Origin of the sequence: Vibrio chagasii, assembly GCF_024347355.1 — a bacterium.
In the GTDB taxonomy this organism is placed as follows: domain Bacteria; phylum Pseudomonadota; class Gammaproteobacteria; order Enterobacterales; family Vibrionaceae; genus Vibrio; species Vibrio chagasii.
Genome location: NZ_AP025466.1, coordinates 741,619 through 762,557 on the forward strand (window position 1 = coordinate 741,619; position 20,939 = coordinate 762,557).

Here is a 20,939-nt window from a genome sequence, read left to right on the forward strand (position 1 = left end):
ATTGATATCGGATTTTTGTATTTATGGGCTTTTAAATTTCTATCGCTATGTATCATTGCCTATGAAGTTTCAAACATCACCGGACTTGATATCGCTAGCCCAAGCTTGTGCCGCAAAATCAATGAACTGACGAACAACTGGAAGCTGATAACTGCGAGACAGATACACCGCCCAAAGCACGCTGCTTGGCGAAACAAACTCATCCAATATTCGTATCAATTTACCATTCGCAATCAGTGGGTTGGCTAAGTCACAAGGTAAACGAACTACCCCTTTCCCGTGCTGTGCGGCGCGAGTTAGCACTCCAACATCGTTAGCCTTGATAGTGCCAGACACCTCAACCGAATAGTGTTGATTGTCCTTAACAAAATCCCACTTAGAAACATTCAAGTGACGAAAACAATTGTGTTGTCGAAGCGCCTCGACCGTTTCAGGTTCACCATGTTTGTCCAAGTAAGCTTGCGAGGCACACACCACGGAATCAATGACCATTAGCTTTCGTGCAATCAAGCTATCGTCAGGTTGATCGGTATAACGAAGTGCAATATCGATCCTCTCATCCACCAGCTGAGTAAAGCGGTCTGAGGCAAACAGTTCGACCGTTATATTAGGGTGGCGCTCGGTGAACTGCTCGACCACGTCCAACAACATATGCTGAGTTAACCCGATGGGGGCTGCAATTCGAATGGTTCCAGAAAGATCATCGGTTTGATTGAGTGAAGTAACTTCTAGCTCAGCGGTCTCATGGAGGATCTTCTCACAGCGCTGCAGAGCGATTTCCCCAGCCGCGGTTAAGCTCACCTTTCGAGTCGTCCTATGTAATAGCCTCTGCTTCAGCCACCCTTCTATCTCTTGAACATGACGTGAAACCTGCAACCGACTCATGTCCAAATGCTCAGCTGCTTGGGTGAAGCTGGCACAATTCGCAACTTCGACAAAGCTACGCATTGCCGTCAACCTATCCATCACACTCTCCTTGAACTATATCGCAGCTAATCGAATCTTATTAGATCACTATATAGATACAATCTACATCATTTTACGATATTTATCGCAATCTAGTGAGCTATTAGACTGCAATGGCTGTCGAGAAAACGACTCAATAAATTAGATAATTGGAGAGGCATTATGAAAATTGCAGTATTAGGTGCATCAGGTTGGATTGGTAGTCACATCGCTCAAGAAGCTCAATCTCGTGGTCACGAGGTCGTTGCTGTTGTAAGAGATGCAAGCCGCGTGGAAACCACAGGCATTGAAGTTCGTTCATTTGATTTACAAGATGAAGCCGCAAGTCTAGCAAACGCACTATCCGGCGTTGATGCAGTCATTACTTCGATTGGCGGACGTGCTCTGGGTAATCACGACATCGTAAAAAACACTGCGACTAAATTGCTGGCAACATTACCGAGCATCGGTATCGATCGCCTACTTTGGGTTGGCGGAGCTGGCTCATTAGAAGTAGCGCCAAACGTACCGCTAGTGACTATTCCTGACTTCCCTGCGGATTACAAAAACGAAGCGCTAGCACAGGGCGAAGCTCTTGAAGTGTTCAAGCAATCTAATAGCGAAGTTAACTGGACGTTCGTTAGCCCTGCCGCAGAAATATTCCCGGGCGAGAAACTATCGACCTACCGCACTAGTGGCGATCAACTGCTCACCGACGAAGATGGTAACAGCAAAATTTCAGTCAGCGATTACGCTATTGCGATGATTGATGAGCTCGAAGCTGGCAAGTTCCCGCGCCAACGTATTGGTGTTGCTTACTAATGCTCAAATGTGTATTAGGTAAGCTCAATAGGCACTAGAAAGCAGAAAGCCGCTGACTTTTAGTAAGCGGCTTTCTATTTTACTTGTCGAGATAATCATCATATCAGTGGCAAATGACCTGTTTTCACTAGGATGATCGTCTCTTCTTCCACATAAGGGAAATGCTCGCTCATGTGAGGGCTACGCATCCAAGTATGTTTCGGGTACACGCCATGTTCATCTTTAAAGGTGCCCGACAACACAAAGATCTCTTCTCCACCAAAGTGACGGTGCGGCTGAAAACGTTCGCCAACAGGCCACTTCACTAAAGCGACATGCTCGTGCTCAAACTCATGTAATGGCATGACTTGTAACCCGCCAATACCAGGTAGCCATTCCGTTTCGAGCGTATTGACTCGAACTTGAGTTAAGTCTCTCGCATCAAACTGATTTAGCTTAACTAAGATCGTGCAACCCTCTTTACTCGATGGAGAGTGCGCACTGCCAGGTGGGTTGCGAATGTATGTGCCTGCTGGGAAATCGCCAGTTTCATCAGAGAACACACCATCTAATACGAAGATCTCTTCTCCTTGAGGGTGTGGGTGTTCGGAGAATGAAGATTGAGGATCGTATTTCACCACGCTAGTCGTGTGACCCGATTCTCTCTCTTCTCTTTCTAGAGGCTTACGCCATACCCCTTTGGCAGGGCTTGCAACCCAATCTAGTTTATCGGTTTCGATAACCAGTCTCTTTGAAAAGTCCATGTTGAACATAATGACGACCTTACTCTAAGTATTGTTTTAATTATTATTGTCTTGCTAATGTCTATTCTACGCGAATAACGAACGAGGGGGAGACTTCGCTGTTAGCTGCTAATTCTTAATTGCTAATTGATAATTGCTAACAAAGCATCCCCCATATTGAAAGCTCGGCTTGATTAATTGCGGCCCGCGTTCACACCACCATCAACATCCCAGATTGCACCCGTTACCCAATCGGCACTGTCTGATAGCAAGAAAGAGATGCTGTTTGCGATGTCTTTCGGTTGACCCACTCGGCCAATTGGGTGGAAAGCATTGAAGCCTTCTAGCGCTTGATCCACCTCTTCTGGCTTAATGAATGATTCGTAGATCGGCGTTTTAACGACTGCTGGAGAAACCGCGTTCACACGAATATTGTGGTCCGCAAGCTCCATCGCCATGTGCTGTGTTAAGGCGTGTAGTCCAGCTTTTGCCATTGAATACGCAGAAGATGGCGTCGCTTTGATCGCTTGTTTCGCCCACATAGAGCCTACATTTACCACGTTTCCACCACCGTTTTTTATCATCAACTTGCTGACAGCTTGAGTGATGAAGAAAGTCGCTTTGTTGAGCTGCATGTATTGCTCGTAGTCCGCCTCTTGATGCTCGATAAACGCTTTAGGGTTAAAGTAGCCAGCCGCATTAACAAGGTAACCAATACCCTCTTCAATAGACTCTAAATGCGCAATAAGATTAGCTACACTCTCATCATCATAAAGATTAGCTTGCCAGCCAGTCGCGTGGCCTAACGACTGAAGTTCTGATACTGCTTTATCTAACTTAGTTGGGTTATTGCCGACAACCAACACATGGATATTTTGAGCGACTAGCTGCTTCGCTGTTTCAAAGCCCATACCACTTGTGCCACCGATTACTACTGCAATACCATTTTTAGTGAAGTTCATTTTGTTATCTCCTAAGTCATGTGAACGTGGTAATCTTAGGCTTTGAACTAACACTGTGAATAGTAAGTACAAATCGGTTAGGTAGGTACTTATTGGTACATCTTTATGAAAAATCAGGAAAACTTTTTTTCAAGAAAATCAGCACCAGAGCGCTCAGCTCGCATGGTAGAGACCATCTACGGTTGTAAATGGTCACTCACGGTTTACCAATTACTGGCAAATGGCATCAATCGTCCCGGTGAAATGGTACGCTCGGTCGAAGGGTTATCGACCAAGGTCTTGAATGAATGTTTAAAGCGAAATGTAGAGTTCGGGATTTTAGACAAGCAAATGTTCAACGAACTGCCGCCAAGAGTTGAGTACCAAGTCACTCCATTTGGCGAGAAGTTCCTACTGATTCTGGATCAGCTAGAAAGCCTACAAAACGAAATCGACGAAATGTAAGTCCAAGCCAGTCTAACTATTGTCAAAAGACGGAAGACAGCTAATCTATAACATGCCTAGCTCACTGGCATTTGTTCAAAGCGACTTTTCACAAAATCAATAAAGGTTCTAATACGGCTTGGTTGATAGCGGTCTCGGTGGTAGATCGCTGAAAAGTCCACTTTAGGTACCACCCAGTCGTCAAACACCTGAACTAATTGCCCATCATTAAGTTCTTGTAAGCAATAGATAGTCGGTACACGAATAATCCCGTTCCCAGACTTCGCACCCTGCACCAACACTCGGCCATTTTTACATTGCAGCCTACCTGTCACATGCACATCGAGTGTTTTCTTGGTGTCATCAAGCGCTTGAAAACTCCATTTACGCACCGAGCCGGTTAAGCAGTCGTGATGGATCAACTCTTTAGGGTGGTTAGGCTTTCCTTTGCGAGCAAAATACTCAGAGCTCGCCAGTGTTCCCATCTCTATGTCCAATAGCTTCCTGGCAATAAAGCCCGCATCTTCAAGGCTCCCCATACGAAAAGCGATATCGAAAGCGTCTTCAATCAAGTCGACTCGGTTACTACTGAAATCAAGGCTGATGCTGATATCTGGGTAGAGCTGCATGAACTCATTGACCAGATCCGCGATGATCACCTCCCCCAAATAACCGCCAACACAGTTGACTTTTATGTCACCGCGTACCTCTTCGACATCATCAACCGCAGCAATCAGCGCTTGGTCTATATTATCTAAGGCTTGTTCACATCTCGTGTACAAATCTTGCCCTGCGTGAGTCAGCCTCAAGGTTCGAGTAGTGCGGATAAACAGCGTTACACCCATCTGCTTTTCTAGGCTACTTACTTGGCGTGATACGTGGGAGCGCGACACATCCAACTCCTCCGCCGCTTTGGTGAAATTACCTAAACGAGCGATCAGCACGAAAGAACGAATATCAGACAGGTTAATTTGATTAAGCATAGTCGCCAGCTTACTAATGGAGTTATGAGATAGACGCTTTATTGTCGCACCACAGCAACAGTGTTTCAAGTAAAGCGCTATATATCAACAATACTATTTTCCTTAATATACCTCCATCGCAACGAAGCAAGACAACAAACACTTGATTCGAATGCACTTAAACAATACGTCGTAGCCAACCGACGCAATAAAAGTACAGAGGAAATAAAATGAAAAAACTAATCGTAATTACAGGTGCAAGCTCTGGTATTGGTGAAGCAATCGCTCGTCGTCTAAGCGATGAAGGTCACCCTCTGCTACTTTTAGCTCGCCGTATTGACCGCCTTGAAGCACTGAACCTACCAAATTCACTGTCAGTGAAAGTAGACGTAACAGACAAAGCGTCTTTTGATGCAGCAATCGCACAAGGTGAAGAGAAGTTTGGTCCTGTAGATGCACTTATCAACAACGCTGGCGCAATGCTTCTTGGTCAAATCGATACTCAAGACGCACAAGAGTGGAAGACAATGTTCGATGTGAACGTAATTGGTCTTCTAAACGGCATGCAATCTGTACTTGCTCCAATGATGGAACGCAACACAGGTACTATCATCAACATCAGCTCAATCGCGGGTAAGAAAACATTCCCAAGCCACGCAGCTTACTGTGGTACTAAGTTCGCGGTACACGCTATCTCTGAGAACGTTCGTGAAGAAGTTGCCGCTTCAAATGTTCGTGTTACTACTATCGCACCGGGTGCGGTAGAGACTGAGCTTCTGTCTCACACAACATCTCAAGAGATCAAAGACGGTTACGATTCTTGGAAAGAAGACATGGGCGGCGTATTGGCAGCTGACGACATTGCTCGCGCTGTATCATTCGCTTACCAACAACCACAGAACGTATGTATCCGTGAAATCGCTCTAGCGCCGACTAAGCAACAGCCATAGGCTTTTGTTATCGCGACTAAATCAGCGATTCAATAAGCTATGAACTAAAAAGCGCCACGACTTAACAAGTCGTGGCGCTTTTGTTTTGATTCAATCAAATACCTAGTAATAAGCCAGGTTAGAACTCAACGCGATAAACTGATGTGCTACCACTCACTTCATTGCCAACCGCAATAAAGTGGTTACCAGAACGAGTGAAATACTTAATTGACTCTGGACCTAGGTCACCCGCTTTAAAGTTGTAAGTATCGTTGTCGCAATCACCGTCTTCATCAACCTTAGTGCACACTGGTTGTGTGAAGTCTCGGTTGCTCACGTAGCTGATGAAACTTGCGTTCTTAGGCTGCGTTACATCGTAAACCATGATGCCACCTTGGCGCTCAAGACCGATAAAGGCATAGTGCTTACCGTTGATCTCAGCCACTTCGATAGCTTCAGGTTCTACCCCTTTATCATCGCTACGATCGTCACCACTTTGGTTGTTATCATTGGTGCTGTTGAAGTTTGCAGGATCTTGTTCAAGAACGATTCGAGCGAAATCATCACCGCTATCAAACACTAACTCGCCAGACTCATCCCAAATAGAGAAAGAGCGGCTACCGAATGCTTGAACCTTTTGGTCAGCAGCAAGTGTTCCTTGTGGCTTAATCACCTTTAGGCGAGCCAGTTGCTTGTTATCTTTCAACGCTCCAGCCAATGGATGGTTAGCGTCAACATCTAGCTTCTTGCCACGTACTTCATCAACATAAGCGATACAAAAGTCTTTCTCTGTGGTGTAGTTTTCGGTGCCTTTATAGTCATCGCCATCCCACTCAAAGCCTTTATCGTCACACTCTTTTTGCGTTGTCTTGATGCCATACTCGCGGCCGTCACCTTCGTTCGCCGTCACGATGTAGGTATTGCCATCGACACTGTAGCTAGTGATGCTGTCTGGCATGTAAAGTCCTTCTAACATCGCGTAGTTTTGTAGGTTGCCGATATTTTTGTCTTTATTCGACGCATCCAATTGCGCGCTATCCCAAGGTTTGCCGCCTAAACCAAGAATCGCATCCACCTCTGCCGTTGCGACATCAATCGCTGCTAGTGCGTTGTTCTCTTGCAGGGCAACGTAGAGTTTGCCGTTGTCAGCAAACGTTAGGTATTCAGGCTCTAGGTCTTGAGCAACGGTCGCACTAGGCCCTGAAATTCGAACCTTATCGGTTAATTCCTGGTGACGAGGCTGACCTTGGTTAAATGCCTTGAAATTAATCTGAGTGACCTTCGCTTGCATCGGTCCATTCGCTAAATCCACCAATGTCACCGAACCTTCAGGATCAATGCTGTAATCCGCATTCGGCTCACCTTCATTGGCTGAAGCAATGTAACGACCGTCTTTCGAGAAGCTCACCATGTCTGGCAGTGCGCCAGCTGTGTAAGTGGTGATCAGCTCTAGTGTGTCTGAGCGATACAGAGCAATAATGCCATTTTGTTGCTTGTCCGCATTTTCAATCGCGACCGCAACTAATCCTTGATGAGTCGACACGCTGTTCGCAGCTCCGATATTAATACCCGAAGCTGTAGCGGCTGATTGAAGGTCGATAGAACCCTCAGATGTCGGGGCGCTATCAGCGTTCATCGACAACACATCGACTTTCTGAGCTTGAGCGTTAACCACATAAAGCTTATCGGTACATGAATCGTAGCTGACAATTTCTGCTGCGGAAGTTGCGAAAGGAGCGTCAGCAAGGGAACTGCCCACCAGAGTAAGCCCGGTAACCTCAGCATCGCTTGTAATTGGCTGTTGGCTGGATTGGCATTGGAGGCTCAAAGCATCAAGTGAGGTTTGAGAGAGTGTACTAGCCGTAGATGATGTTGACTGAGAACACCCAGCGAGAGCAGAACTCACTGCGATAGGTAGTAATAAAGTCAGCTTATTGATTTTGCGATTCATATATCCTCCATAATTTTAATCGCGATTTTATGAGGTGGTTATGACAGCTATCTTTCTGTTTTATGAATAATAGATGACGACAATAGGTCTACTTTACCCATAACAACAAAGCGTTACAGTGACTAATTCATTAACAATAAAAAAGGCGCACAAGCTGGCTGGTGCTTGAGCGCCTTAGTAAACTGAATCGTAGGTTAGAAGTTGTAACCACCACCGATCATGAATACCCATGGGTCGATATCAACGTCTGTTGAGAACTGTTGGCCGTTAAACTTATATTTTGCAGTAGTACCGATATCTGCATACCAAACCGATGCGTTCAGGAACCAATCTTCATTGATCATGTAATCCATACCAATGTTTGCTGCCAAACCCCAAGAGTCATCAAGAGACAGATCGCTTAAACCTAGATCTTTTGCTCCTTGGTTTAGTGACTCATCGAAGAATACAGTGTAGTTGATACCAGCACCCACGTATGGACGGAAGTCGCTGTTCGCTTCACCAAAGTAGTATTGAACCATGAAAGTTGGCGGCAAGTGTTTCGTGTCAGCGATTTCACCTAGACCAGTAGCTGAAATATTGTGGGAGAAAGGACTCGCAGCTAATACTTCAAAGCTGATGTTGTCAGTGAACATGTAACCGAAAGTCAGGCCAAGTTGAGTGTTTGAGTCTACAGAAAATTCTGTATTCGGGTCATTTAAAACTGCGCCGCTGCTGTCGTTTGGAGATACTGTTGCTGCACCTGCACGGATGATGAAATCACCTTCTTTATGAGCAAGAACATTCGTTGACATAAGAGCCGCAATAACCGCAATACCACATACTGTTTTTTTCATTATTATTTCCTTGAGGGCTTCATTTTATTGGTGAATGAGTAATCATTTCTTATTTTGCGTGCAAGTTATCACAGAATACCCCTACTTTATTGATGGAAATCAATTTGTGAAAGGTTGTGACTACTTATGTAAAATTATATCGACCCGATCACTTTATCCCTTCATTTTATTGACAGTTTTGTAATGCGACTTTTCCGCACATCACTTTGTTAACTCTACCTTTTCACTTTGCTCGGATCTCTTTGGATCAAAATAGAGCAAGCTAATATTCTAAATGCATCAATGTGGTGCAACAGGATAGAAATCTTCATTCCCTCTTTTAATATTCAATGGGTTACATTTGGCTTAGTGCTTGCAGGACCATATGCATAATCATAAATACATTGAGGTTCTGACTATGCAAGACACTCTAACAATCGTTCTGGCCGGCGGTGTTGGCTCTCGGCTTTCCCCTCTCACCGATAACCGCGCAAAACCTGCGGTGCCTTTTGGTGGCAAATATCGAATCATCGATTTCACGCTCGCGAACTGCCTGCACTCCGGGCTTCGCCAAATACTGGTACTGACTCAGTACAAATCTCACTCTTTGCAAAAACACTTACGTGATGGTTGGTCGGTGCTTAACCCCGAGCTCGGCGAATACATCACTAATGTTCCCCCGCAAATGCGTACAGGTGACAGCTGGTATAGCGGCACAGCCGATGCGATTTATCAAAACTTATATTTGCTGTCGCGTAGTGAAGCCAAACATGTAGTGGTCTTATCCGGCGATCATATCTACCGGATGGATTACGCCCCAATGCTCAAGCAACATAAGCAGAATGAAGCTGACTTAACTGTAGCCTGCATGGAGGTTTCGATTGATGAGGCCAAGGAATTTGGTGTGATGGAGATAGATGAGTCTCTACAAATCAATAACTTTACCGAAAAACCGCGTTACCCCGCGAGCGTACCCGGCAGGCCAACACGAAGTATGGCTTCTATGGGAATTTACATCTTCGACAAAGAAGTACTGACCCAGGCGTTATTGGCAGACGCAGAAGACCCAGATTCAAGCCATGATTTTGGTAAAGACATCATTCCCAAGTTAGTCGGCAACAACAGTGTTTATGCGTATAAGTTTGGTGACGAAGAAGGGCGCGTAACCCAAGATGCTTACTGGAGAGATGTGGGTACGATCGACTCTTATTATCAATCGAACATGGATTTGTTAAAGCCAACTTCGCCAATCGATTTGTATCAGCCAGATTGGGCAATTCGTACCTATGAGCCGCAACTGCCGCCCGCACGCACCATCGCTTCGGTAGAGGGGAATCAAGGGATTTTCATCAACTCGATGATCGCGAATGGCGTAGTGATTGAAGGTGGTTCAGCGCAAAACTCTATCTTTTTCCCCAAGGTAAAAGTCAGCAATGCCGCGATTGTGATTGATAGTATTCTGTTTGAAGATGTTGAGATTGGAAAAAATTGCCACATTCAAAACTGCATTATAGATAAGAATGTGAAAGTACCAGATGGAACCCAAATTGGTCTTGATAGCCTTGCTGACGCCAAGCGTTTCCACATTTCGAAACAGGGTGTCATCGTCGTCCCCTCCTCTTATCAGTTTGAAGAGTGATGCTCTATCTCGGTTAACTTCACCTCGAACGAAAAAGGCAGCGAATTCGCCTGTCTCTTGATCACAAGTCTGGTTAATCAAGAGACTTGGCGAGTTCATACCCTTCAAGGATGGTTTGTAACCTAAGCCATCCTTGCCATAACGTCTTTATAGAAGCGCGACCTGTTCGCTTGGTATTCTTCCAACCACCTAACCGAGCAATACCGTTGTAAGCCCATGATATATTACGCGCTTCTTTCGGTAGTTTTTTGCTCTCCAACTTGAGCCACATTAACTTCCACGCTTTGCCTTTTAATATCTGCTCACAACTGCTCTTAGATAACTCGTCTGATTCATTCATAAACCTCAACTGGAGTAACCGAGTCGCGATAAAAGCCAAAACGACGCTGAGCCTTTCTAAGTTATCCTTACTTTGCATTCTCAGTTGCTCAACTTCAGTCCCTTCACTTTTCCAGACTTTATGAAAATCTTCTATCAGCCAGCGCCGCTCATAATAACTGACGATTTTGAGTGCCTCTTCCTTGCTCGTTATCGGCTCTGAAGTCAGTAAGTGCCATGCGAGCTTATTACCACTCTCTCCTTGTTCTATACATCCCACGTAGTAAAGCGGAATGTTATCGAACTCTTTCTTGTTAGCAGGAGACTTGAGTGTCACGGGGGCATATTTGATATCTAAATGAGCCTTGCGAGCTTTACGACCGCCTTTTTGCGGTATTTCGAGCACTTTCTCTCCGGCTGATAACAGGGTAGAAGCATAGCTATAAAGACGATTATCGTGCTCTTCAATACAGCGGCTTTGCATTGAGCGAACGAGGAACCTTTGTTGTTGCTCTCGCTTGTAAGTGAGGTATTCAAATAGGTCGGCTTCTCTATCACACACAGAAATTACATCTGACATCTTATCGCCCAGTCGATTTGCGACATGCTCGGATGCTTGTTCCCACTTATAACTTTCTTTTTCTTTATATGGTCGAGTCGCATGCTGGTGCCTCTGTCCACGCTTTTTGATATCCCGTGTCCAGCGTTGCTGTTCAATTAAACCAACCACTGTGTGGGTTTCAGGAGCAAAAAGTAAGGTCGAGTGAACAAACATTGCTCGATGTCGATTGCCTTGATTGGAGTGTCCGAGCTCATCTCGTAAACTGCGATGAGAGTAACTTAGAGAAGTAGTATCTTCTAATGCTAGAAGAGTCTGTTGCTCCAAGGCCTCCTGGACTGTGACATAAAATCCAGCATCTGCAATGTCTTCAGCCTTGATTTTTTCGTTACGGATAAAGCGATAAGCCCCTTCCATGTCCGCGGGAGAAATGATGAGCTTCGAGATTGGAACGCCTGGCTGCTCGGCAAGTGAAGCCGCTAGAGCGACGAGTCTTTGAGTTCGTCTAGGATCATTGAGGTCGGCTTGGCCGAATTGTTTTTGTGCCCAGAGGGTTGGCTCTATATAAGTCATAATCATCATCATCCTTGTCGTATATGGATGATCAGATCACGAAACATAAAATTAGTTCAAAAAAAATCCCTAAGCTGTAGCTTAGGGATTTCTGTATAAGAGACAGGCGAATTCGCTGCCTTTGTATTTGGTTGGATGTTTTCAAGCAAAGCTATCCAATTAAAAGCCCAAGCCTTAGAATGGACCTAACTCAATCATTTGAGCAATCACGACTGAAATCAGAGCGCCCACCGACCAGAACAAGAATAGCGGTAAGAAGAAACGCACCCACTTACCATAAGGGACTTTCGCAATCGCCAGTACCGCCAGCAAGCCACCGTTGGTTGGATAAATGTAATTCGAGATACCATCACCCAATTGAGACGCCAACGCAGCAACTTGACGAGTCACTTCACCAATATCTGCCAGTGGAATGATAATTGGCATGGTGATCACCGCTTGACCACTTCCCGACGGGATAAACAGGTTAATCGCAGCTTGTGAGAAGTAGATACCTGCCGCCGCAACAAGCTTAGAGCTGCCTGAAATGATCTGCGCAAGGTAGTAGATAATCGAGTCGACAATCTTCGCGTCTTCCATGATGGTCAACACCGAACGCGCAAAGAAGATGATCAACACCGCAACTAATACATCGCTGACACCTTTAGTCCAATATTCACAAATCTTGTTAGGAGACAATCCTGCCACCAAGCCAGGAATGATCGCCATTGCCACAAACGCACCTGCGATCTCAGTAAAGCCAAAGCCCATCGTCAGAGTACCGAAGATCATGTATGCGAACACGCCTAAGAATGCGATACCTGCTAGCTTCTCACGAACCGTCAGAGATTTAGCTTCAACGTTTGATTCGTAGTGGTAACCCGTGCCGTGTAACAAACCCTTAGTTGGATCTTGTTTTACTTTTCTTGCGTAATTCAACACATACCAAGCACCGGTCAGCAGCATAAACATGCCGACAATAAAGCGATACCACATGCCTGAATACAAAGGCAGCTCAGCGATAGTATGTGCAATCCCCGTGAAGAATGGATTCGCCAACGCCGCAGCAAAACCCGCACAACTTGCCAGTAGCACAACACCTAACGCTGTGATCGCATCGTATCCAAGCTTGATACAGATCGGAATCATCAACGAGATGAAAATAACATCCAATTCACGCATACCAGTGAAGGTTACGTTGAAGAAGATCGCCGTCATGATCACTGGTGCGATCACATACAAGCCTTGCTTTTTAAGCTTAGTGGTAAGCGCGACGACCGAAGCGTCTAGCAGCCCCATGTGTTTGATGATACCGAAAGCACCACCAACAAACACCACAACACCCATCACGCCAGAAGCGGATTTGAAGCCTTTAAAAAATGATTCGAAAAAAGAGGCTAATGTTGTTGGGTTGCTTGCCAATAGTGTATAGCTGTCTGGGTCGATCACCGTGCGGCCATTCATAACCACTCGTTCAAACTCGCCTGCAGGGATAAAGTAGGTTGCGATTGCTGCAACGATTACCATGATGACCAAAGAAAGAAATGGATGGTTTACTTCTTTCTCTGTCGAAGCTGTATTACCAGCTGGAGATGTAGGTACGGATGTAGATACCGTAGACGTCATATAGACTCCTTACTTTTCAGCAACCAAGCAATACTTGGCGCCAGGGGGATTTTTGGAAAAACGAAACCCTTCACGCAGAACATAGTTCGCGCTAACTAGGCTGTTTCTAAAAGGCCTTTGATAGATGGTGCTCTCAAATGTACATAGTGAAGTAGTGAGAACTACTCTCTTTGCGTCCGAGCAAAATGCAGATGTTCGGCCAAGTCAGGCCAAACTGAATGAGGTCATTACAAGCAGATAAACAGAAAAAGACTGTTTTGGTAATGCGTTTTTTATCAATTACAAAGACAAGCGGCGCATACTAGCATAACGAGCAGTAAAATGTCAGAAAAGTGTGAGTTAAGTCATATTTTGGTAGAGCAATAAAAAAGCGCCCTGCAAACCAGAGCGCTTTTCGGAATTGAATAAAACTACTTAGGAGCTAGCTCGTAGTTCTCTTGCATCTCATGAGGAGCAATACCGTACTCATAATCCGCTAAGTAACCGTCCTTATAAACCTTCATCCCTTTTTCATCCCAGCTCACTTTAATCACGGCTGTTTTGCCATCTTCGCTGCCCATTAGTTCAAGCATTTCAGCATCAATCTTAATCGCTTTGATGGTTTTAATTCGGTTAAACGGCTTGAACTCAGTGGTCGACGTTGGCAGTGAACCATAGCTGCTGATCCACGTCTCTTTTGGCACCAACCATTGGTTGAAAACATCATCAACAATCGCCTTAGGCATACTTGCAATAACCACATCGTCCGTCATCTCGTTGTTCGTTTCTAAGCTGTAACCACCTTTTCCGTCAGAAACGTAGGTCGGGAATTCAGTGCCTATTTCAGATTCAGCAGGCAAACGGCCTAGCGTCACAGACTTTTTAACGTACAGCTCTGCAGTTTCAAATTGCTGCATGATCTCTGGAATTTTCTGAAACTCAACAGGCGCAGCAAAAGCATTAAAAGCGAAAGAAAGTGAAGCTGCAACAGCAGCCAATTTAACAGGCATTTTCATGGTAACGGATCCAAATTTAACGACGGTGTTATGGTATCCCGTACTAACAGGTATCTCAATAAACTACCGCAGTCCTTGATGGTAATTGTGATATTGAGTGACGAATGCATAAATAGTTAGTGCGTTACTCAGACCTGTCGAAGCTTTGAAGCAAATTTCAATATGGAGTGGGCAGTTGAGTGTCTATAAATTAGAGTCTAGTGGTAACTTATTTATCAAAAACAAAAGAAGTTAGCCAAGTGACAAATTCGGAATTATAAAACCGATGAAGAGATATTCACTAGAGTGGCGCTCATAAATAGAGCAAATCATCAAGGATGGAGTATTTTTGAACATGTCTCGAAAACACAAAACATAATATGCGATCAGTTATTCGGACTTTCAAGGGAGTAAGTAGAGATTATTTGATAACACTGAAGTCAATCACACATGTGTACTTTCTCTATTGGTTAATCTATCCGATGTTTGCTACGTTTAAATGATACAGTCATTGGAAAGGTATGATTTATGAAAATAAACGTTCAAACACATCACGTATCAATTAACGACGACTCACGTAAAGACATCGAAGGTAAGTTCGAAAAGATATCTAACCATTTTCCATCACTGATCAGCTGCGACATCATCATTACCAAAGAACATGGTCAACATCAGGTTGAAGTGTTCACCAACTACGAAGGTGTACGTGTAACAGCAAAAGCGACAGATGACGTTATGTACCCAGCTATTTCATCAGCTATCAAAAAGCTAGAAGCTGGCCTAAGCAACCGTAAGGGACAATTGAAAGCAGATCTACACGAGAAACCAACAAGTACCAAGCCAGAGATTGCTTCGGACATCATCCAAGAGATGAAACTGGTATAACTCCTCAAGTAGTCAAAGCTTACCGATAAAAGAAGCTTATTAAGAATTTCAAAGCCAGCACATGTTGCCTGTCTCTTATACACAAATCCCTAAGCCACGCTTGGGGATTTTTTTTGAACTATTTTTAGGTATCATGATCTGATCATCTAAGCAATGACAAGGATGATTATCATGACCTATATAGAGCCAACCCTTTGGGCACAAAAACAGTTCGGTCAAGCCCACCTTAATGACCCTAGACGCACTCAAAGACTCGTTGCTCTCGCAGCCTCACTGGCCGAGCAGCCTGGCGTACCCGTCTCGAAACTCATTATATCCCCTGCTGAAATGGAAGGGGCTTATCGCTTCATCCGTAATGAGCAAATCAAAGCAGAAGATATCGCAGAAGCGGGTTTTTATGTCACCGCACAAGAAGCATTAGAGCAACAAACACTTCTTGCCTTAGAAGACACCACTTCTCTCAGTTACTCCCATCGCAGCATTCGAGATGAACTCGGGCACTCTAATCAAGGCAATCGACATCGCGCCATGTTTGTACACTCAACCTTACTTTTTGCTCCCGACACTCAATCTGTTATTGGTTTAATTGAACAACAGCGCTGGACTCGTGATATAGAAAAGCGAGGTCAAAGGCACCAGCATGCGACTCGACCATACAAAGAGAAAGAAAGTTATAAGTGGGAACAAGCCTCTCGCCATGTCGCTGAGCGACTTGGCGATAAAATTTCGGATGTCATTTCTGTGTGCGATAGAGAAGCCGACCTATTTGAATACCTCACTTACAAGCGAGAGCAACAACAAAGGTTCCTCGTTCGCTCAATGCAAAGCCGCTGTATTGAAGAGCACGATAATCGTCTTTATAGCTATGCTTCTACCCTGTTATCAGCCGGAGAGAAAGTGCTCGAAATACCGCAAAAAGGCGGTCGTAAAGCTCGCAAGGCTCATTTAGATATCAAATATGCCCCCGTGACACTCAAGTCTCCTGCTAACAAGAAAGAGTTCGATAACATTCCGCTTTACTACGTGGGATGTATAGAACAAGGAGAGAGTGGTAATAAGCTCGCATGGCACTTACTGACTTCAGAGCCGATAACGAGCAAGGAAGAGGCACTCAAAATCGTCAGTTATTATGAGCGGCGCTGGCTGATAGAAGATTTTCATAAAGTCTGGAAAAGTGAAGGGACTGAAGTTGAGCAACTGAGAATGCAAAGTAAGGATAACTTAGAAAGGCTCAGCGTCGTTTTGGCTTTTATCGCGACTCGGTTACTCCAGTTGAGGTTTATGAATGAATCAGACGAGTTATCTAAGAGCAGTTGTGAGCAGATATTAAAAGGCAAAGCGTGGAAGTTAATGTGGCTCAAGTTGGAGAGCAAAAAACTACCGAAAGAAGCGCGTAATATATCATGGGCTTACAACGGTATTGCTCGGTTAGGTGGTTGGAAGAATACCAAGCGAACAGGTCGCGCTTCTATAAAGACGTTATGGCAAGGATGGCTTAGGTTACAAACCATCCTTGAAGGGTATGAACTCGCCAAGTCTCTTGATTAACCAGACTTGTGATCAAGAGACAGGCACATGTTGCTGGCTTTTTCGATCTTGAGAATCAGTAAGTCACTCTCGCTACCAAATCGCTTTTCCAGTTCAGTCCATATCGCCAGTCCCTGATAGCTATGACAATCATCAGTAGTCTTTGGTAAAGTAACCCCAGATAACCTACACCAAACGGAATATTTGTTATGAAGAAAGTCGCGTTGATCCTTTTCCTAGCCACTCAATTAATGGCTTGTACAGAAGTTGGCAGTGAAGCTTGGTGTGAAGATATGAAGGAGAAGCCAAAAGGCGACTGGACAGCGAATGAAGCGGGTGATTTTGCCAAACACTGTATTTTCTAAGCGCTCGCTCTCCGTTAAATACAGTTTAATACAGAACACACCGCATAAAAAAACGACCGCTAGGTAGACCGAATTACCTAGGGTCGTTTGAGCTTTAAAATGCTAGATAGGCAAGCTCTCAACTTTCACACGAAACACATGTCATAAAAAACATAGTGAACACAACACACCGATTAAATCAGTTTGTTACGGATGTGGATAACCACCGCTTCTGCAACGATAACCACCGCAAAAATACTCACTAATACCATCGAAACTTTTTGCCATTCAAAAAGGTTTTGCGCATCGTTAAGCACCACGCCAATACCACCAGCGCCCACCAAACCCAATACCGCAGATTCACGAACGTTGATGTCCCAACGGAATAACACGATTGAGTAGAACGCTGGCATCACTTGTGGCCAATACCCTTTCAACAAGATACTCATCCACGAAGCACCCGTTGCGCGTAAGGCTTCAATAGGCCCCATGTTCACTTCGGCAATGGCTTCCGCTAACAGCTTCCCTACAAAGCCGATACTGCGAATTGCAATTGCCATGATGCCGGCGAGAACACCGGGGCCAAACAGTGCGATAAACAGTAATGCCCATACCAGTGAGTTCACCGAACGTGAAGACACAAGGAAAAATTGAGCAAACCAGTTCAACGCTTTATTGGGAGTAATGTTTGGTGCATTCAACAACGCCAAAGGAATCGCGAACACCAAAGTAAACAGCGTACCCAAGGTCGCGATGTGCAACGTTTCAATCATCGCAGCGTGGATCGTTTGTGGGTAAAAAGCGTAATCCATTGGCACCATACGCTGAAACATATCAGCGAACTGAGCAGGCGCGTCATAAAGAAATTCAGGAATCACTTCCACCGTCTGCCAAGACCAAACAATGGCACACACTAGGCTAAGGTAAACGGCGAATCGAGCCAAACGTTCATTAGGTGTAAAACGCTGCCACTCTCTATCGATAGATGCAGTTGTCATTAGAAGATTCTCCTAACAATGTTGGAAAGGAATTCACCGACAAGAATCAGTGCGATAATGGTGAGCAAGATAGCGGCAACGAAGTCATAGTCGAAACGTTGGAATGCAGAGAAAAGTGTTCCGCCAAGGCCGCCAGCCCCCACAATGCCCACCATAGTCGAATTACGCAGATTAGAATCCAACTGATAGCTTGCAAAGCCAATAAATCGCGTGAAAACCTGCGGCATCACGGCATACAGAATGACACTTACAAAGCTAGCGCCAGTCGCTTTAATTGCTTCAACCGGTTTAAAAGAGATCTCTTCAATCGCTTCAGCGAAAAGCTTAGCGATGAAGCCTATCGACGCAAACACCAAGGTCAAGATGCCAGCTAGCGCCCCAAAGCCCACCGCTTTTACAAATAAGATGGCGATGATCACTGGATGAAAAGAGCGACATAAGGCGATAAAAGCACGGACCGGCGTTGAGACGATCGCTGGCATCATATTTCTTGCAGCAAGTAGACCAAGGAATAATGAAATCACAATGCCAAAGATGCTCGAAATAATCGCAATCTGCAAGCTCTCTGCGAGACCACTCAATAGCAAACTGGTACGTGAAAAGTCCGGCGGGAACATTCGAGATAGTAATCGTTCACTTTCACCAAAGCCGATGATCAAACGCTCAAACGTCAGCCCCAATGTCGAAAAGCTATAGAACAAATAAGCGATAACACCAGCGATGATCGCACGGTTCGTCCACGACGCTTTAAACGGGTTTTCACGGTTAGCTTGCGAAAGACTTGGCGACGAACTTGGGTTTAATCCAGCCATGACTCACCTCCGTAGATGATTTTCAGATCTTCCTCCGAAATGCCTTCTGGGCTGCCATCGTAATGCACCTTGCCATTACACATACCAATGATACGTTTGGCATAACGCTTGGCTAAGTTCACATCGTGGATATTCACCAACACCGGGATGTTTTTCTGTTCGGCAAAGGTTTCCATCAACTCCATGATCTCAACCGCGGTTTTCGGGTCAAGTGATGAGGTTGGTTCATCAGCAAGAAGGATATAAGGGTCTTGCATTACTGCACGAGCAATACCAACACGCTGCCTTTGACCGCCAGATAAGCTGTCGGCACGTTGGTTTGCAAAATCTTGCAGACCAACAAATTCCAGTAACTCAAACGCTTTTGCTAAGTCTTGTGCTGAGTAGTTACGGCGCCACGCATTCCAAGCGGTCATGTAACCTAAACGCCCACTCAACACGTTTTCGATAACCGTTAAACGCTCTACCAAGTTGTACTCTTGAAAGACCATGCCGATATGGCGGCGCTGTTTACGAAGTGCTTGGCCTTTTAGTTGAGTCAGGTCGGCACCATCGAAAATGATCTCCCCTTGGCTAGGGTCATTAAGACGGTTAATACAACGTAGAAGCGTACTTTTACCGGTACCTGACGGTCCGATAATCGCGATGATACCAGGCTCGTCGATATCAATATTAATGCCTTTAAGGATTGGCTTGCCTGCCACATATTCATGAAATAGGTTGTTGATCTTTATTCCGTCATAGCTTGCTACGGCCATACTGCATTTCCTTGTGCGAATTTTAGAATGATCTATGCCCTACCCGCGAGGGCATAGATACTGGTACCAATCGTAGTAAGTAACTGGTATTGGTTGAGGTAAGTGTTCTGAGAACTAAGGGTTAGCCGTTGTTTGCTTGTTTCACTAACTCAGCGGCTTTTTTCTTTGCGCGTTTAGCAGCGTCTTTTTCAGCCAGTTTTTTCAAACCTGCTTTGGTGTAAGCCGTGCCTGTCGCATGAGCAATATCACGAATTACGCCCCACTCTTCCTTATAGCTGATTGGCGAGAAACGGTCTGCACCTTTGAATGATGCACTCATCTCTGGTGTGAAGCGGTAGCTGAAGAAGGCTTCGTTGATCTTCTCAACTAGCTCTGGTTTTAGGTTGTAAGCGTAACCGAAAGCAGACGTTGGGAATCGTGGGCTGCGGTAGATGATCTTAAGCTCAGAATCATCAACACGACCTGCTGCTACCATACGATCGTACACGTCAGATGCCACAGGTGCTGCATCATAGTCTCCATTGAAGACACCTAGGATAGATTGGTCGTGTTTACCTGAGTACAGCACTTTGTAGTCTTCATCTGGCACTAACCCTTTAGCTGGGAATAACGCACGAGGAGCTAGGTTGCCAGAGTTTGATGATGCAGAAGTGTGTGCAACCTTTTTACCTTTTAGATCAGCCATTGTGTTGATGCCACTGTCTTTGCGCACAATGGTGATCAGATTGTAACCTTGGAAACCAGACTCATCGCCTTTCACTGCAATTGGAACGTAACCCGCTAGGTTAACCGCGTAACCAGTTGGACCCGTAGAGAAACCAGCAACGTGCAAACGACCAGAACGCATCGCTTCTACTTGTGCAGAGTTCGAGTGCACCGTGTAGTAGATCACTCGCTTACCTGTGATTTTACTTAGGTGAGCTTGGAAGTCGGCAAACGCATCTTTGTATAGCGCTGGGTCTTCTACTGGTGTGTAGGTAAACACAAGCGTACTTGGATCATTCCACTCGTCTGGATTCTTTGGTGAATCTGCCACCAAATCTTGGTTTTCATCACAGTATCGATCGTCTAACACACCACGGCTAGAGCAGTCGCTTGCCATAGCCATTGAAGGAAGTAGTAATGAGCTAGCGATTAACAGTCCTTTAACACTGATTTTCATATTCAAACCTTACTTTTACTTATTGTTGAAAGTCACCTTCGCTATTGCAGCCTTCGTGCCATATTTTTATTTGCTAAATTTCAACGACTTACAACAAAAATCAAACTAACCAAGATCTTTTGAGTCATTGATGTCCAACTCAAAACCAATCATTTGGGTCATTTCTGTCCCATCAACCTTGATGGTAAAAAAAGAGCCCGAAGGCTCTTTGGTTCACTGCTTTTTCTCTTATTATTCTTCAATAATCCAGATAA

Annotated in this window: 20 protein-coding genes; 7 read left to right on the top strand and 13 right to left on the bottom strand. The window is 44.9% G+C overall.

Annotated features, from left to right (window positions below):
* Positions 1–69: 69 nt before the first annotated feature.
* Positions 70–966 (bottom strand): LysR family transcriptional regulator, encoded by an 897-nt coding sequence (locus OCV52_RS19305; RefSeq protein WP_105057930.1) that lies wholly within the window; start codon positions 964–966, stop codon positions 70–72.
* 162 nt (positions 967–1,128) lie between these two features.
* On the opposite strand from OCV52_RS19305, the gene OCV52_RS19310 reads away from it, so the two are divergent.
* The gene (locus OCV52_RS19310) at positions 1,129–1,767 is read left to right on the top strand and encodes an NAD(P)-dependent oxidoreductase (protein WP_137408970.1); all 639 of its coding nucleotides are present in this window, start codon (positions 1,129–1,131) and stop codon (positions 1,765–1,767) included.
* A 98-nt stretch (positions 1,768–1,865) separates the two neighbouring features.
* Here OCV52_RS19310 and OCV52_RS19315 read toward each other — a convergent pair whose 3' ends face one another.
* Both OCV52_RS19315 and OCV52_RS19320 read right to left on the bottom strand, forming a co-directional pair.
* Positions 1,866–2,519 carry a cupin domain-containing protein gene (locus tag OCV52_RS19315; RefSeq protein WP_137408971.1) on the bottom strand — a complete coding sequence of 218 codons (654 nt, stop codon included), beginning with the start codon at positions 2,517–2,519 and terminating at the stop codon, positions 1,866–1,868.
* A 164-nt stretch (positions 2,520–2,683) separates the two neighbouring features.
* Positions 2,684–3,451 (bottom strand): SDR family NAD(P)-dependent oxidoreductase, encoded by a 768-nt coding sequence (locus OCV52_RS19320; protein WP_137408972.1) that lies wholly within the window; start codon positions 3,449–3,451, stop codon positions 2,684–2,686.
* 105 nt (positions 3,452–3,556) lie between these two features.
* On the opposite strand from OCV52_RS19320, the gene OCV52_RS19325 reads away from it, so the two are divergent.
* Positions 3,557–3,895, top strand: coding sequence for a winged helix-turn-helix transcriptional regulator (locus tag OCV52_RS19325; RefSeq protein WP_004741127.1), 339 nt, complete (start codon positions 3,557–3,559; stop codon positions 3,893–3,895).
* 56 nt (positions 3,896–3,951) lie between these two features.
* Here OCV52_RS19325 and OCV52_RS19330 read toward each other — a convergent pair whose 3' ends face one another.
* Positions 3,952–4,857: a LysR family transcriptional regulator gene (locus OCV52_RS19330; protein WP_137408973.1), complete on the bottom strand. Its 906-nt coding sequence runs from the start codon at positions 4,855–4,857 to the stop codon at positions 3,952–3,954.
* Between the two features lie 209 nt (positions 4,858–5,066).
* On the opposite strand from OCV52_RS19330, the gene OCV52_RS19335 reads away from it, so the two are divergent.
* The gene (locus OCV52_RS19335; protein ID WP_008216572.1) at positions 5,067–5,786 is read left to right on the top strand and encodes an SDR family oxidoreductase; all 720 of its coding nucleotides are present in this window, start codon (positions 5,067–5,069) and stop codon (positions 5,784–5,786) included.
* Positions 5,787–5,904: 118 nt separating this feature from the next.
* On the opposite strand, the gene OCV52_RS19340 is transcribed toward OCV52_RS19335, so the two are convergent.
* Both OCV52_RS19340 and ompW read right to left on the bottom strand, forming a co-directional pair.
* Entirely contained in the window at positions 5,905–7,716 is a 1,812-nt protein-coding gene (locus OCV52_RS19340; protein WP_137408974.1) for a choice-of-anchor I family protein, read from the bottom strand.
* 194 nt (positions 7,717–7,910) lie between these two features.
* The gene (ompW, locus tag OCV52_RS19345; RefSeq protein ID WP_137408975.1) at positions 7,911–8,552 is read right to left on the bottom strand and encodes an outer membrane protein OmpW; all 642 of its coding nucleotides are present in this window, start codon (positions 8,550–8,552) and stop codon (positions 7,911–7,913) included.
* 397 nt (positions 8,553–8,949) lie between these two features.
* Here ompW and glgC point away from each other — a divergent pair, with 397 nt between their 5' ends.
* A complete protein-coding gene (gene glgC, locus OCV52_RS19350; RefSeq protein ID WP_137408977.1) occupies positions 8,950–10,170 on the top strand; it encodes a glucose-1-phosphate adenylyltransferase in 1,221 nt (406 codons plus the stop codon).
* 73 nt (positions 10,171–10,243) lie between these two features.
* Here the strand turns inward: glgC and OCV52_RS19355 are convergent, their stop codons facing one another.
* The 3 genes from OCV52_RS19355 to OCV52_RS19365 form a co-directional block, all read right to left on the bottom strand.
* Positions 10,244–11,620, bottom strand: a complete 1,377-nt coding sequence (locus OCV52_RS19355) for an IS4 family transposase (RefSeq protein WP_261900897.1) — start codon at positions 11,618–11,620, stop codon at positions 10,244–10,246.
* Between the two features lie 174 nt (positions 11,621–11,794).
* The gene (locus OCV52_RS19360) at positions 11,795–13,225 is read right to left on the bottom strand and encodes a YfcC family protein (protein ID WP_116870957.1); all 1,431 of its coding nucleotides are present in this window, start codon (positions 13,223–13,225) and stop codon (positions 11,795–11,797) included.
* Positions 13,226–13,635: 410 nt separating this feature from the next.
* Complete coding sequence (locus OCV52_RS19365; protein WP_137409172.1) at positions 13,636–14,220, bottom strand: hypothetical protein; 585 nt, start codon at positions 14,218–14,220, stop codon at positions 13,636–13,638.
* A 507-nt stretch (positions 14,221–14,727) separates the two neighbouring features.
* On the opposite strand from OCV52_RS19365, the gene hpf reads away from it, so the two are divergent.
* The 3 genes from hpf to OCV52_RS19380 all read left to right on the top strand — a co-directional run bounded on the left by hpf (position 14,728) and on the right by OCV52_RS19380 (position 16,976).
* A complete protein-coding gene (gene hpf / locus OCV52_RS19370; protein ID WP_128163573.1) occupies positions 14,728–15,084 on the top strand; it encodes a ribosome hibernation-promoting factor, HPF/YfiA family in 357 nt (118 codons plus the stop codon).
* A 171-nt stretch (positions 15,085–15,255) separates the two neighbouring features.
* The gene (locus tag OCV52_RS19375; protein ID WP_261900898.1) at positions 15,256–16,632 is read left to right on the top strand and encodes an IS4 family transposase; all 1,377 of its coding nucleotides are present in this window, start codon (positions 15,256–15,258) and stop codon (positions 16,630–16,632) included.
* A 188-nt stretch (positions 16,633–16,820) separates the two neighbouring features.
* Positions 16,821–16,976 (top strand): DUF3012 domain-containing protein, encoded by a 156-nt coding sequence (locus tag OCV52_RS19380; protein WP_008216583.1) that lies wholly within the window; start codon positions 16,821–16,823, stop codon positions 16,974–16,976.
* A gap of 173 nt (positions 16,977–17,149) precedes the next feature.
* On the opposite strand, the gene phnE (OCV52_RS19385) is transcribed toward OCV52_RS19380, so the two are convergent.
* The 4 genes from phnE (OCV52_RS19385) to phnD all read right to left on the bottom strand — a co-directional run bounded on the left by phnE (OCV52_RS19385) (position 17,150) and on the right by phnD (position 20,685).
* The gene (gene phnE, locus OCV52_RS19385) at positions 17,150–17,953 is read right to left on the bottom strand and encodes a phosphonate ABC transporter, permease protein PhnE (RefSeq protein WP_137408802.1); all 804 of its coding nucleotides are present in this window, start codon (positions 17,951–17,953) and stop codon (positions 17,150–17,152) included.
* On the bottom strand, positions 17,953–18,765 hold the full coding sequence (gene phnE / locus OCV52_RS19390; RefSeq protein ID WP_137408803.1) for a phosphonate ABC transporter, permease protein PhnE: 813 nt from the start codon (positions 18,763–18,765) through the stop codon (positions 17,953–17,955). The genes phnE (OCV52_RS19385) and phnE (OCV52_RS19390) overlap by 1 nt, the downstream gene beginning before the upstream one ends.
* Positions 18,753–19,523 carry a phosphonate ABC transporter ATP-binding protein gene (phnC, locus tag OCV52_RS19395; RefSeq protein ID WP_017631561.1) on the bottom strand — a complete coding sequence of 257 codons (771 nt, stop codon included), beginning with the start codon at positions 19,521–19,523 and terminating at the stop codon, positions 18,753–18,755. Before phnC ends, phnE (OCV52_RS19390) begins: the two co-directional genes overlap by 13 nt.
* A 121-nt stretch (positions 19,524–19,644) precedes the next feature.
* A complete protein-coding gene (phnD, locus tag OCV52_RS19400) occupies positions 19,645–20,685 on the bottom strand; it encodes a phosphate/phosphite/phosphonate ABC transporter substrate-binding protein (protein WP_137408804.1) in 1,041 nt (346 codons plus the stop codon).
* Positions 20,686–20,939 lie beyond the last annotated feature (254 nt).